Origin of the sequence: Tissierella simiarum (assembly GCF_018917865.1) — a bacterium.
GTDB lineage: Bacteria > Bacillota > Clostridia > Tissierellales > Tissierellaceae > Tissierella_C > Tissierella_C simiarum.
Map to the genome: position 1 here is coordinate 102,548 of NZ_JAHLPM010000001.1, position 15,128 is coordinate 117,675.

At 33.5% G+C, this 15,128-nt stretch carries 10 protein-coding genes and 1 pseudogene; 3 read left to right on the forward strand and 8 right to left on the reverse strand.

Annotated elements, in window-relative coordinates; genetic code table 11:
- Positions 1-35 precede the first annotated feature (35 nt).
- The 5 genes from KQI42_RS00520 to KQI42_RS00540 all read right to left on the reverse strand — a co-directional run bounded on the left by KQI42_RS00520 (position 36) and on the right by KQI42_RS00540 (position 5,486).
- Positions 36-1,265 (reverse strand): nitrogenase component 1, encoded by a 1,230-nt coding sequence (locus KQI42_RS00520; RefSeq protein WP_216515700.1) that lies wholly within the window; start codon positions 1,263-1,265, stop codon positions 36-38.
- On the reverse strand, positions 1,246-2,544 hold the full coding sequence (locus KQI42_RS00525) for a nitrogenase component 1 (protein ID WP_216515701.1): 1,299 nt from the start codon (positions 2,542-2,544) through the stop codon (positions 1,246-1,248). The genes KQI42_RS00520 and KQI42_RS00525 overlap by 20 nt, the downstream gene beginning before the upstream one ends.
- Complete coding sequence (locus tag KQI42_RS00530) at positions 2,537-3,295, reverse strand: nucleotide-binding protein (RefSeq protein ID WP_216515703.1); 759 nt, start codon at positions 3,293-3,295, stop codon at positions 2,537-2,539. Before KQI42_RS00530 ends, KQI42_RS00525 begins: the two co-directional genes overlap by 8 nt.
- 264 nt (positions 3,296-3,559) lie before the next feature.
- Positions 3,560-4,549 carry an ABC transporter substrate-binding protein gene (locus tag KQI42_RS00535; RefSeq protein ID WP_216515705.1) on the reverse strand — a complete coding sequence of 330 codons (990 nt, stop codon included), beginning with the start codon at positions 4,547-4,549 and terminating at the stop codon, positions 3,560-3,562.
- 85 nt (positions 4,550-4,634) lie between these two features.
- On the reverse strand, positions 4,635-5,486 hold the full coding sequence (locus tag KQI42_RS00540; RefSeq protein ID WP_216515707.1) for a helix-turn-helix domain-containing protein: 852 nt from the start codon (positions 5,484-5,486) through the stop codon (positions 4,635-4,637).
- Between the two features lie 292 nt (positions 5,487-5,778).
- On the opposite strand from KQI42_RS00540, the pseudogene KQI42_RS00545 reads away from it, so the two are divergent.
- From KQI42_RS00545 to KQI42_RS00555, 3 genes and pseudogenes are all read left to right on the forward strand, one after another.
- Positions 5,779-5,964: pseudogene (locus KQI42_RS00545) on the forward strand (IS3 family transposase); the annotation flags it as partial.
- Between the two features lie 394 nt (positions 5,965-6,358).
- The gene (locus KQI42_RS00550) at positions 6,359-8,152 is read left to right on the forward strand and encodes an HSP90 family protein (RefSeq protein WP_216515709.1); all 1,794 of its coding nucleotides are present in this window, start codon (positions 6,359-6,361) and stop codon (positions 8,150-8,152) included.
- Positions 8,149-9,246: a hypothetical protein gene (locus tag KQI42_RS00555; protein ID WP_216515711.1), complete on the forward strand. Its 1,098-nt coding sequence runs from the start codon at positions 8,149-8,151 to the stop codon at positions 9,244-9,246. The genes KQI42_RS00550 and KQI42_RS00555 overlap by 4 nt, the downstream gene beginning before the upstream one ends.
- A gap of 489 nt (positions 9,247-9,735) precedes the next feature.
- On the opposite strand, the gene KQI42_RS00560 is transcribed toward KQI42_RS00555, so the two are convergent.
- The 3 genes from KQI42_RS00560 to KQI42_RS00570 are packed head-to-tail and all read right to left on the reverse strand — an operon-like array spanning position 9,736 to position 15,038.
- Entirely contained in the window at positions 9,736-11,685 is a 1,950-nt protein-coding gene (locus KQI42_RS00560; protein WP_216515713.1) for a vWA domain-containing protein, read from the reverse strand.
- 6 nt (positions 11,686-11,691) lie between these two features.
- The gene (locus tag KQI42_RS00565) at positions 11,692-12,930 is read right to left on the reverse strand and encodes a hypothetical protein (RefSeq protein ID WP_216515716.1); all 1,239 of its coding nucleotides are present in this window, start codon (positions 12,928-12,930) and stop codon (positions 11,692-11,694) included.
- Entirely contained in the window at positions 12,927-15,038 is a 2,112-nt protein-coding gene (locus tag KQI42_RS00570) for a hypothetical protein (protein ID WP_343231627.1), read from the reverse strand. Before KQI42_RS00570 ends, KQI42_RS00565 begins: the two co-directional genes overlap by 4 nt.
- Positions 15,039-15,128 lie beyond the last annotated feature (90 nt).

A 15,128-nucleotide genomic window follows, 5' to 3' on the forward strand; every position in this document is an offset into this window, starting at 1 on the left:
TAGCTCTTTCTTTTAAAATACCTGTCCTCCTGTTATCAATCATCAATCTCTTCGTTGATCCACAGATTTACTAGGTGAACAGCACCGCGAAATCCCATAAAAGGCGGTTCATAGGGATGCAAGTGCCATTTTGTATCGGGATTTGAAATTTGAAGTTCTCTATTGAGTCCCGCCCACTCCAGTACCTCACCACTGGCCATGAGATAGCCCTTCTTATGTTCCTGTACTACAGGTACCCACTGGTCTTCTGAAAAATAGGGTATGTCTTCACTTCCCATATGAGGGCAGTCACACCAACAGGTTCCTTTGAAAAGAGAAAGTTCATTGCATCCAAAAGAAAGAATACCCCTGACCACATCCGCATGTCCTCCCAAAGATAATATGGCTTCATCCGCGTGTGATCTTACAATATGTTGGAAATTTGGCATTACGGGTGCAATCCGTTTCCTAGAGATTCTCCGCTCTACCTTGATGAAATCGACATTGGCAGTCATGCCGGATATTTCCGCAATTTCCTCAATCCATCGTATAGTTCCTTCAATACCGTAAGGCCTCCCCAAAAGATAAGGCGTACCAAACCGTTCTTGCAGATGCTTTGCTGTAGCTTCGCCCTCTTGCCGTATAACAAGGTTGATATGTGCGCCTCCCATGTTCTCAATTTCTTCAACAGATGTATCCGAAGTCATTACGCACAGTGGCTTCATGCCGAAGGTACCTTCCATAATACGAACTAGTTCATTGGCATCGGACTGAAAGCGGAATAGATCGGCACAGGAGCCTATGATATTAAAGGTTGGTTGAGGTGTCTTTTCAGTATCCACCGGTAAAGTTTTTGCTAGCAGTAAAAGAGCCTCCTGTACACCACGATGCTGAATAACATCAAAACCTCCATACCCAAAAGGCAGTAAGCGAACTCCAGGATATTTCGGCTGTAATTCCTCACAGAGAGCTGGAATATCCGTCCCGATCATCTCAGGGATAGAGGAAGGAAGCAGAAAAATCACTCGTGGATTATCATTCTTTACTACATTGGCAATAGTATGATTAAGTCTACTTGTGCCGCCAAGAGCGATATCCGTTTCATCTATATGGGTGGAGTAAAGCTTGCAAGCATCATGTACACCTGCACGTTTTAGCGTTACACCGCTATATAACATGTGCCCCATGCATCCGAATTCTACAAGAGCGGCTTCACGGATTGTAGCAAGTGTCCAAAAAATACCCATGCGTCCTGAAGGCAGCGGCTTAAATCGATGTAGCCCCATGTTCAATCCCTCCTTTCCTTGACGCGTCTATTTCATCTAACACGCCTAAAATTCTTCTTAATAAACTAATTGTTCTTCCATAACCTACTTGTCCATAAAAATCAAACATATCTGATACACAAGGAATGGTCTTGTTAGTACTCCACAAATACCCAAAACATATATCTGGAGCTAACTTTTCCAAAACTGATAAATCAACTTCAGCATTTACCATTCTACAAATCCACGGATTATGACCCATAGCAATAAGTTCTTTAGCATTGATCCTGTCCTCCGGATAATATTCCTCTAAATGCAAAAGCAGAGGCTCCATACCAAGCTTGGAAAGATAGATGGACAATGGAATAGGCATGTCAATTCTAGTAGATAACACAAATCGAAGTCCATTTACCATTTCCTTTACTTGATTCTGCAAAGCAATAGCTTCCTGACGTTCTTCTTCAAATATATCATCCCAGGAAAATCCAAAACGTTCTGCAAGACCTGCATAGGCTTTGTCAATGCTCTCTACATCATATAGATTATGCAGAGCAGTATACGGTATGTCAAATTCCCGCTCCATTTTAACGGCAAGGGGCTGAGTATAGGGTGACACCACCAAATTTAGTGCGGCATCTGGTGCACTTTGAAAATCAGTTAGAGAAGCACCTGGTGCAATATAACGCAAAGAAATGCCTTTCTCTGCAAGTGCAGGTAACAAAGATGGCATAGAGATATGTTCTTCTTCTGGTGCACGCCCCAACACATTAACACAGTTAGAATCCCTTTCCTTCACATCCATCAACCTACCTAACGCCTCCATGGTTTTCCATGAACCAGGAGGATAGCTAATATTCTTGAACTGCCCTAGCATCACGAAGGTAATGGGTGCAGACAATTCAGGCTGCACTTCATGGATAATCCCCTCAATGTCCTCTCCAATCAACTCTGGAACGCAAGTTACAATCAACAAGATTGCCTTTGCTCCAGCTTTATCCATTTTTCTGAGGGCGTCTATTAGACCATCTCGACATCCAAACACTACCTCATGGGAGTCCAATACATATAACCAATGTAGCTCACCATGCTCTCCTTCTGGCTTAGGGCTGAAAAGTCGCGAATGGGTAGTACATTCCTGCATTCCCACAAGTAAGGATGAAAGCCCCTCGATATCCTCCACAATCACCGACGCAATACGCATAGGACAATGATTACCAGGAGAAACAGCAGGTGTCAGAAACTTTATGCCAGTGTTAGATTTAACCATTGACAGTCGCTTCAAATGTTTAAGCTCATTCAAGACATTTTCCTCCCTCCATCAATAGTTTTGCAAGTGCCTTATAATGCATTGCCATATCAGAATCTGGGAAAGCTTCTACCACAGTTTTACCCTGTGCCTCGGCTTGTTGTACAAACGGATCACGAGGCAGTCGATAAATGACCCTTGTTTCAATCTCCGTTGCCGCCTTATCTACAAGCTCGTTTTCTCCCTCGATGTTTTTTGCATTGAGAATCAGTCCCCTCAGTGAAGCATATCCACGTTTTCCAAAACTCTTGACTGCATAAGAAATATTTGTCGCTGCATAGAGGGACATCATCTCACCAGAAGTGACAATACATACTTCATCAGCATATCCACCTCGGATGGGCATTGCAAATCCTCCACATACTACATCTCCCAATACATCGTAAAGCACCACGTCCGGCTTGTAAATTTCATAGGCTTCCAATTCCTCTAGTTTTTCAAAAGCCGTAATAATTCCACGTCCAGCACACCCTATCCCTGGTACAGGTCCTCCGGATTCCACACATAGCACACCAGTACTACTTTTCACCACAAGATCTTCAAGTTCTGCATCTCCATTTTCTCTTAATGTATCTAACACAGTAGGAATATTTTTCCCTCCTGTTAGGTTGCGGGTGGAATCAGCCTTGGGATCACATCCAATTTGCAGAACTGTCATCCCCATAGCGGCCATGGCCGCCGACACATTGGATACGGTGGTAGATTTACCAATTCCACCCTTGCCATAAATCGCAATTTTCTTCATTGGTACATCCCCCCTAATGCATCCTTCTGCTTCTTTTCCTCAATCGTTAAGTACTGAATATCGTATTGGTTCAAGTACACAATACTGTTCATATTCATCATCCTTTCATTATCCTTTGCTTTTTATCAAAATATATAAGAAATACGGTATATTGATAATCACCACATAATACCAATGGGAATCTCAAATACAAGAAGCCTCCATGTGGCTCGAATCCTCAAAAATCCCTAAGCCATATGGAGGCAATGCCATTTACCAACGCCATCATTCTGAAAATATCTGTACTAGTTTATCAGCCGTAAGTCGCATGGCAAGAGGCCCAAATGTATTGAGAGAATCATCAAAATAAAAAATATGTCCATTTTTTACAGCATTAAGTTTTTGCCATACTAAAGAATCTTCCTGAGATTTCACTAACGTTTGTGTATTTTCAATGAAGTTCTGAAAAATTATATAATCTGGATTCATATCAGCAACAGCCTCCAAGGACATGGTTCCATAATCATCCGGATAGCCTTTAGGCTTAGATATTCCAAATGTTTCGTAATAACCCTTGTTACCACGTGAGAAAAATGATTTTCCGTCTGTACGGAAAAGTGCAATTGTTTTATCACTGTATTTACCTAACTTATCCTTTGCTGAAGAAATAATTGTCTCAGTTTCTTCAATAAAGTCTCGAGCAAAAGCTTCTTTCCCAATAATTTCAGCACAAGATATTGTCTGTTCCTGCCAAGGGGCATCGAAATCCACTTGGATTACAGGAGCAATTTGAACCAGCTGGTCATAAATTTTATCTACATGTCCTTTGAACGTAACAATAACATCTGGATTTGCTTCTAAAATTGCCTCTAAATTCAAATCACGAGAACTACCTAAGTCTATAATATCGGCTGTTCCTTCATATGGTTTAAGCGTCTCCCATTCTTCCAAAGCCTTCATAGCATTTCCCGTTGAAGAACCTGTAGATGCAATAGGAGGCGTTTCTAAAGCAAAGAAATATTCTAAATACAATGAGTGAAGAATCGCTACTCTTTGAGGTCGCTCTTCTAAAAGAACTTCATTTCCCACCGCATCCCTAATAGTCCTCGGCCATCCAACTTCTTCTTCCGAAGTTCCACTTGGCTGCACTGTCTCTGACGTGCTTGTGTCCCCTACAGTAGACGTACTTTCCGGAGTGTTTGTACTATTGGTGCAACCGACAAGCAATCCCATAAAAAGTGCCAGAGAAACAATTAGTCCCATGAGTTTTTTCATTATTCATTCCTCCAATTAAGATTATAGTTTAAAATTATAGTTTGCCTTGACTAACTTTATAAAAGTTAGTATAGCAAAACAATTTCTACATTGGAATAGAATAATCTTGAACTCCATATGGATTATTCCTGAATTTTTCCCGAAACGTGCTTGGGGGAAGACCAAACCGTTTCTTGAATATCCTACTAAAATATAATGCATCGGTATAACCTACGTTTTTTGCCACTTCATATACTGGTGCATCACCAGTAATTATCAACTTTTTCGCCCGATTGAGTCGATACGCCATCAGGTAATCACCAGGTCCCATGCCCGCATATTTGTTGAAAACATAGTATAATCGATTTTCATTGACGCCATTTTGCTCGGCCAATTCACGTATCGTCAGCGTGTCCATATAGTTATCATGAATATAGGACGATACATGCTCAAATAAAGCCTGTGTACTATTATTCCCTTGATTACAGCCGCAGACAAAAACTTCCTCTAAAATACAGCGGAACAGAGTTTCCGTTTGAAACACAGGTAGTGCACCTGGTTGATTAAAAGCCTTAAATAAACGTTGCAATAACTCTATCAAACGTGGGCTTTGCCCGACGGTAAGTTCAAAATGTGTATCAGGCATGTAAATATCATCTGATTCAAGGCCGTGAATGTCATACAATACAGTGATGTATTCCCATTTCGAATTCCCTACTACACGCTTATCAAGACTCATATTTGCACCGCCGTGGATTACATTACCCACGCCTGCCAGATACGGTGTACCGTTAAAATGGAACTGTGCCTTTCCTCTCAATGGAAAGATAAAACCGGGGAACGGCGCTGATTTCTGACATCCAGTCGTTCCTGGCTCTATCTTATAGTGATAAACATTTTTTACTTGAAAAGAAGTTCTTGCAAAATGCTCCACTAGCCTATTGAGTTGTATTTCCATATCACATGCATCCTTTCATTTTGCTATTTCATCAATTTTTATTAATTCTCTAGTCGCACTTAGCCTCTTTTAATTTATAAGAATTACCATTAATATTTGCAATTTACGATTTATGAGTTAATTTATCTGTTATTAAATCATATTACTGTTCCTTATTTTTACATTTTAAAATATCCTCTTAACTGTTTTCATATAAAAATTTACTTATTCTAATATACCGACTAAAATACTATTAAAACTTTTCTCTTTATTATACAGATAATGATTATCATTATCAAGTATTTTAAAGAATATAACCAAAAATTTCTTCGGTCTATTAAAATCAGAATTACTATATCTTCAAAATTTTGATGATATTAATCACTTTAAAAGAGAGTTAATTGATTATATCGAATGGTATAATCAATATAGAATTAAGAGCAAATTAAAAGGATTGAGTCCTATAGAGTACAGAACTCAATCCCTATTATTAGCTTAGTTTAATGTGTCCAACTTTCTGGGGTCAGATCAAAACGGATGGTTATGATTTTGCAAACTTTTTCTCTATAGTTTCCAATAAAGATCGGAATTTATAATATCTCTAACCCTTACCTTCAAATTCCTATAAATTCATGAGCTATCGCTCTTAAAATTTTTTTAAGTGCTAAACTTCTGGAAAATATCTATACTACAGAAGGAATATTATTTCAATCTTAAATATCTATCTTTTGGATGGTATTAGACTGTAATTATAGATGGCTATGCCGATATATATTATATTGGATAAAATATCAATTTATTATTAAAGATTGATTTCAGTGACAAATATGAAATAATATTATAAATATAAGACTGTCTCTTATATTTATAATCATAGAAGACAGAGGTGAATTATGGAAGACATATTTCGTTTTAAAGTAAACTTAGGTGGAATGATTGATATATTAGGAAACCATTTGTATAGTAGCCAAGATGTATTTATTCGAGAATTACTTCAAAATAGTGTAGATGCAATAAACAAAAGAAAACAAATAGAGAAAAATTGGACTGAAGGAAAGGTATGTATTAGTTTACTACAAGGTAAGGATACAAATACTATTGTATTTGAAGATAACGGGACAGGGCTTACAGAAGCTGAGATACATAAGTTTCTTGCTATAATAGGAGAATCCTCCAAGAAAGATATAATGGATGGTATAGTAGATGAAAGTTATATAGGGCGTTTTGGAATAGGCCTATTATCTTGTTTTATGGTATCTGATGAAATAGATGTTGTAACTAGGTCTATAAAGGATAATATTTCATATCATTGGAAAGGAAAGCCAGATGGAACTTATACTTTAAATAAATTAGAGGCCAATATAGAAGCTGGAACTACAATTTATCTTAAATGTAAGAAAGGAAGTGAAAAATATTTCACGAGGGATAAGCTTATTGGTTTAGTAAAATATTATGGACTTCTTTTACCAGTACCTATCTATTTAAATGTAGACGATAAAGATATAAAGTTAAATCTTGAAATCCCCCCTTGGGATGATATGACCTTATCACCTCAAGAAATACTAGAATTCGGAGAGGATATATTTTTAGAAGAATTTTTAGATTATATTCCAATATACTCAAAGACTGGAGGAGTTAAGGGATTTGCTTATATTATACCTCATAAAGTAGTGAGTAGTGAAAATAGAGCTCATAGAATATATTTGAAAAATATGTTACTTACAGAAAAAGGTCAAGATTTACTTCCAAATTGGGCATTTTTTGTTAAATGTATTTTAAATGCAAATGAATTAACCCCTACAGCTTCTAGAGAGAGTTTTTGTGAAGATGAAACTCTAGAAAAGACTAAAGAAGAATTAGGAAAATGTATAATTAATTATTTATCGAGATTATCTAAAATAGCACCTAAAAAACTTTCATATATTATAGATATACATAGTTTGGCTATTAAATCTTTGGCTGTAGAGGAGGATAATGTATATAAAGAGTTTATAGACTACTTAACTTTTCCTACATCTAAAGGAAATAAAACGGGATATGAACTAAGGACATCCTATGAAAAGGTAATATATACTTATTCTGTTGACGAATTTAGGCAGATGTCTAGTATATTTGTAGCACAGGATAAATTACTTGTAAATGCAGGATATATATATGATAAAGAACTTCTAGAAAAGATGCCTATTTTATTTAAAGATGTATCTGTAGAACTTATAACAGGTATGGATTTATATGAAATCATGGAAGATGTAACTTTTGAAGAACAAGAAAGAGCATATATGCTTTTAAAGATTGCAAATATTACCCTTAATGAATTTAAATGTGAAGTTGATATAAAAAAATTCAGCCCACAAGAATTGCCAGTTTTATATACAATAGACGAAGATGCTATGATATATAGAAATATATTAAAAGACAAGGAAGAGGTAGATAACAGCTTTGTAAGCATCTTAGATGGATTTATAGAAGAATTTGAAGACAACTCTTATGCTAAACTATATTTTAATATAAATAATCCTTTAATAAATAAACTTATATCTTTAGAAGATAAAATAGCTCTTAGTAACTGTATAAAATTAATATATGTACAAGCCCTTTTAATAGGACACTTTCCTCTTAGAAACAATGAAATGAAAACTTTAAATAATGGCATAGAATCTTTGATAGAATGGGGACTTAGCAAATGAGCGAAAAGTTAGATAAACTAATAGACATGATGAAAAAATCACCAGAAGATTCTAAAGAAAGGCTTTTAGTTTGTGAAGAATTAGCAAAGGTAGCAGATTCGGAGAATAATATGTTCTATTCTTTTATAGGAAGAAAGGAAATTATGCGTATAGATACATTTAATGGTGATGGACTTAAGGCTATACTAACATTTCCAAAGTTTTTATGGACAGGAGATGAACATCTTAAGAACTCAGAGTTTAATAAAGATTTTGTACAATATTGTATAATATGTATATTAGAAAGAATGATGTATGTATGTGATGACTACTATCAAGTTGAGTATGAAAAATTAAATGAAATAATAAAGGAGTACAAAAAAAGGTGTATAGAATATGGATATTCATTGAGAGTATATTATCAATATATAACCCGTGATTATATGGAATTAGAAGACGTAGAAGGAGTAAAAGAGTCATTTAAAAAATTCAAATCCTGTTCTCGAGATAACATTAGTGATTGTGAGGTTTGTGAAATAAAGTTTGAAGTGGAATATGAATTGTTTTTAAATAATTATGAGAAGGCATTAGAGTTAGCTGATCCTATATTTAAAGGTGAAAAAAAATGCACTACTGCTCTTCCGCTTACTTACGGACTTTTTATTGAATATTATATCAATCATAATATGTTGGAAGAAGCAAAAGAGTATAGAGAAAAGATGTATAGACTTATAAATAAGGATGATTTTTATCTTAGTAGCATGAGGATTCAATTATTATATTTTGCAATAACTGATCCTAAAAAGGGAGTGAAAATTTTTACTAAGCATTTAAAATGGGCATTATCTTCAAATAATGGAAACGATAAATTTATGTTTTATACAGGGGCATGGATGTTATGGGAAAGTTTTAAATACAAGGAAAAAAGAGATAGATGTAAACTTATATTACCAGGAGATACTCCATTTTATAAAGACGACGGTATCTATTTAGTTGATGATATTATCAGTTATTGTAAAGGACAATCACTAAGTATCGGGGAAAAGTTTGATAAACGTAATAGAAACACTATTAATATGGATTTTATTAATAAAATGAAAAAATTAGTGTTTTAATATATGGATATATTGCACTATTGTGTTCATAGACTATAAAATAATGTGGTGATGAATGGATAAAGATGGCTAAAAACATTTATTAAATATCTTTCTTCATATACAAGGAAAATATTTATTCTATTTATATTTCATTTTAATTTATAAATAGGTAGTGTAAAATAATCTGTGCTTTTGTAAAATAGAATTCTCTTTTCTGGCAAGAATCAAAATAAAATGAAAACCAGAAAAGAGAGTTTTTTATGTCAACATTACCAAAAAAGTATTAAGAGAAATGATTACGGATTTAAAATAAGTTTTATAGATTTTATTATACTTAGAAATATCGAATAATGAATCACCCCCATAAACCTTGTTATTTCAAGACTTATAGGGTTTCTGATTTTTACTCCCACTTGACTTTTATACATTTATCCTATTTTATAATGTGTATTTTTCAATGGTTGTAGTATTTGGATTATACTAAAACCCATGCCGATCTTCATTTCGTTAATTATTAAAAATAGACTGCATATTTTTTCTTACTGCTTTTAGCAGTTCTTTTGGTAGTTTTTCTACTTGTTCACCAATCATTACTCCGTGTGGTTGTTTGTATCCTTCATTCCATACGAAGTTAAAAATTTTTTCATTTGTTTCGCTATTTTTTCCTATTTGAAATGCATAAACTTCAACATTTTTAGATAATAATTCTTGCACAGCTTCTTTTGCTAATCCTGGAAAACTTGATGCACCGTCTGTAATTTCGAAGACTATCTTTATTTGTTTTCCTTTTTTGAGTTCTCTTTCCTGTAGGGACGTAATTCTATCAGATATTTCTCTAAGGCAACTTGCATCGTCAGTTGCTCCATCTGTTGCATCTAGCTTTACAATTGAACGAATTATGTCGCTTTTTTCTTTTTCCTTCACATTTTTATCGTTAAATTCTTTAACATTATAATACTTACTGCCAAAAAACCAGGTTTCGCTTAAAACTTCTACTTTTTGATTCAATTGTTCTGCATTGCTTTTCAAATATCGATTAAAATCATCTATTGAGAGCAAGGTCACAGCCAAAGCTTTTCTTGCCGCCTCAATTTTTGATGCATTCATTGATCCTGAATTGTCTATTACAAAAGAAATCTCTATTCTTTCAGGCAATATATCTGTCTGAGGATCTAATAAATATCTATTAAAGATTGGAAGATTCTTATAATTCCCCTTTTTTTCAGCTTCTACAAAATCCGGATAAGAGTTAATAAAGCTATCGACATCTAGTTTTCCCTTTACCTGACCATCTTTTTTTACACTTACTTCTTTTTTTGCGTCCCCTATCAACTTTTTCCAAAATTGACGCATTTGTTCTCTTTCCGATTTCATTTTATTTGAATAAAATAGAAACAATTGTTGATCTGTTTGGCTAATCCCATAAGGCTCTAAATCTACCTTACCTTGCATAATGTTTTGTACGCTGGTACTTATTTGGTCTTGTTGATCTAGCATTTCTTCCAGAATTTTTTCCACTTCTTCCTGAGTAGATTCTAGTGAATCTGGTATTTCATCTCCTTTAGATTGTTCAAAAGGATTTTCACTTCCTTTGACTTGCTCTTTCTTCTGTTTTGTTGATTTGTAAAACTCCATTTCATCAATTTCTTCTTTCCACAATTCCTCAAAAACTGGAAAGATGAAAGAACGAATGAATGGATCTCTTTCTATAATTCCTTGATTATTATTTATCTGTCTAACTAATTGATAATGAATAAAGTCAAAAAAAGGCTGATTGAAAATTTTTCTATCAAAGGGATTTTCAACACATTCTTCGATTTTAGGCTCAATTTTATATAATTCAATAATTAAAAAGCTGTTTGCAAAAGCTCTATGTCTAGGCATTTGAGAAATTGACTCCATGGTCTTACCTGTTTGTTTCATATATGAAACAATTCTCTCGAAATTTTCTTCATCTCTATATATGGGGCACATCTGCAAAACTCTCAGAAAAGATGTATACTTATCCAATAGATATAACAAATCAAGAACTTCTTTTCTTACATAATTCGAAATAATTTTAAGCTGATATGCAGGGTCTTTTTCCAGTCCTTCTTTTTTTATCCTAGCTAGAATATAGCTCGTCATGGGATCAATTTCTTTCTGCCAATCTTTTTTTCTGTTCAGATATTTTTTAGTTTGCTTCTTCCAATCAGGATATAAGGCAAGCTCATAGTAGATATGCCACAGGATTTGATTGTCATCTAATTTTCTATCTAAAAAACTTTCCAAGGGCAAGTATAAAACTCCTGTGGAGGGATCTAATAGAAATCTTTGTAATTTTGAATCAGGAATATACATCAAACTAGAATCTCCTGTAAATGTGGCTAATGAGCGTTGTTCTCTTTGCAAAAATTTTTCGCAATGTTTTTTAGATTCTTCAATTAGAGTTTGTTCATCGAAGTCAAATATACTCATCCCCTCCTATTGATACAATGGCAAATCCCATAAATCTTTTGGTGTATCAATTCGATCAATGTCTAACAGATTTAATTTACCGTCTATATCCATAATCAAATATTTTGAAATATCTAATTTCAAGATATTTGTAAAAAAGACATCTTTGATCACCGTCTCTTCATTTAGATACCAATCTCCAAAATTTTCTTCAAGTAAGTATATAATTCCATCTTCACTTAAAACTATAGCTGTGCCTTTTTTAGACTGAAGGTCAAATAAATTACCTTTTAATTCATTCAATTCTATTTTTGTTGTTTTTATATCTTCATATAGAGAAATTATCTTAAGCTGTCCTTTATTTCCTATTACTATAAGGGAATTTTCACTACCATCTTCATCCTCTAAACATCTAATTTGTCTTATTTCATTATTTAGAAAATCAAATTTTTCTGTAATAGTAAATTGTCTGTTCTCATATTTAATAAAATATAACTCTCCCATCTTTGTTCCAACTACAAAATAATCATCATTTATTTTTTCCAATACAGTCCAATTTGGAATAGTGCAATATATATCTTTATGAAAAACCAAGCGATATTCATCATTTTCTTTTATTATTTCAAACAGAGTTAAGGTGTTTTCATCTTTTTCTACTACAAATAAATTATCATTAATTGTTATGCAACTTCCAAATCCATTAAAATCATAATTCTTTTTAATATTTTTTATTTTAATCTGTTCATTAACATTAGGTAGCTTATTAAAATTATCGCTTGAGAGTAGGTAGCATCCTCCTCTTACTCCTAAAAGTAAAATTTCTTTATCATTCAACTTATATATAAATGAAATTGTCTCTTTTATTTCTTTAATAGGAGGACTCCACTCTAATTCAAGTTGATTATAATCAGAAAAATTATCTGGAATATCTATATAAAAAAATTGAACCTTACTATCTGTACTGCTTATAACAAAAAGATTTTTATTAATCCTCAATGTCGTTTGTAAAAAACTATCAAAACTAAAAGCCCCTAATTGTTTTATCGAATTTATTTCCATTGATGTCTTTTTAATATTATTTACATAAACTCTATAATACGGAATTAATTCAGCTAATAGCTTTTCTTCTATTTGTGAGAGTTTATCTAATTGTTCTTCGAAACCATCATCCAAAATTCCATTTGTTAGGCATTCATTCAGCTTTTCTCTTAGCTTTTTGACTTGACTCTTAAAGTACTTTCCATCTACAGACAAATTCATTTTCATTCTTCTTCTCCATCATATTCTAAGTATTCAAGCAAATAATTTGAATGCTCTAAATGGGACAGTTGTTTGTCTAACTCTTGATATTTTTTTGCATCAATCCGTGTTAAATCGTCAATATCATCTTTAAAAATTTCTTTCAGTTCTTTTGGCAAAATTTTCCTCTGGGTTCCTTTCCCAAATATCAGATGAACTACATCTAAATAGCTTAAAGTTTCTATTGATGGACGAACATAGTGATATGGACGGGTACGAATTTCTTCATATGTTATCGTCGTTTCTCCTATGCCTTTTGTCTCAACCTCCCACCCTTCACTTATAGGAAAAAATCCAAAACGCACTGCTTGTGAGAGAATATAGTTTTGATCGTCAGGATAAGTGATTGAACTAATAAAACCATCCCACAAAGCTTTGCTTAAATCTTTTTCTTCACCTTGATTCCAATTATCTAAAACATGCAAAATATTTCGGATTGATAATACAGATTCTCTCAACTCTAATTCATCTATTCCAGAATCTTTTTGAACCTCATTATCTTTCCACTTGCCCATAAAAACATTTTGAGTAACCTTGCACAATTGAGAAAAGCGAAATAATTCTTCTAAGGTCCTTTTGGAATCAGGAATATGAATATTTCCATTTTTATCAGCTAATCGTGCCATTATTATCCTAAAAAGTTCGTTTTTTTCTGGAAACTCTTGATCTTCTAAGGAACCAATTATCTTTTGAGGTACATAATTGTATTCAATCGTTACGAAACGTGATTTAAATGCTGGATTTAGCTCATTTGTTCCTTCATAGTTCACCATTTGAGTTGATAGATTTCCTGTGCCAATAAATCCAAATCCAGGTTTAATCAAAACAGGACCAACTCCTGTAATATAGGCTGTACTTCCTGCGTGACGCTGCAAGATATCATTCAAAGCAATTAGGTTTTGCATGGCAATTGTATTTAATTCGTCTACGATTACAGGACGCCCCTCTTTTACTGCAATCAAAATTTCTCTTTCTGTTTTTTTGATTTCAGTACCAAAAGCACTATTACTTGCTACTAATAAATCAGAAAAACTTTTCCATATTTGAATCTTAAGCTGCAGCTGCTCTTCATCAGTCATCTGTTCCAGTCTAGCTCTGTGCTCATCCATCCACTCATAAAAATCCCCTATGATCATATTAAGATAATCCACAAAAGATCCCTTAGAGAAACTGCGTTCAAGAGACAAAGTTTTCTCTACAAACATATCTTCGTAAGTTAAATTATGTGAACCAGATATAAATAGTGGCTGTAAAGATTCTATTTCCTCTTTACTTCCATTAATTAAAATGTTTTTATAATGGAGCTTTCTTTCTTCATTAAATTCTCTAAATTTTTCAATAGCATCTTTTTCTGTGGCATTTGGATTTGCAGAAAACCAATCCTCCATTTTGTTTTCTAATTCACTTTGTATTTTATTTTGAATAGTAAAATCTAAGGCTGCTTCAGTTGCTAACTGGGTTTTCCCACTTCCTAAATGTCCTACAATATATACAGGGACACCTAAATTCAACGAGTCTATTACTTTTTGTTTTGCTTTAACTACATAAGGGACAGTTACCAAACGCTGTTGGTGTTGGGTTTCTATATCCCTTATCAATTGACGTTTATAATAAAATTCCCATGCTTCTGGAGAATTTTCTAGGATTATCTCTAACTCTTTTTCCAATTTTTCTATACAATCAACCCGATATCTTGTAGCTGAATTACTACCATAATGACCGTAATTATTACTCTCGCTATTGACTCTCCTTTCCCAACGAAGAAAAAACTTTTCATATTCAATTAAATTTTCAATTTCTTGTATCTTTTTGCCCTTATTTGCCGTTTCTTCTTCTACATAAGCTTTATATTTTTCATAATAAACATTATTTTTTTTAGAATCAGGAGGAATCTTGTCATCCTTTTCTTCAAATTTTCGAAAAGCTTTAAAAAATGATCCTTGTTCTTCTATTTTTCTATTATTTTCATATTCTGATGATTTTAAGGCTTCCTTGCGCAAATCATCTTCATACCAACTTTGCATTTCTTCTATAGTAGGAATATAAACTTGCTTAAGATTTTTTTGTTCTTTCACAGAAGTTTCCTCCTTTATATGATGTTCTATTGTATTACCAATATATCAAGTGGCAATATGAGTAATAAATACATATAAATTAAAATCCCG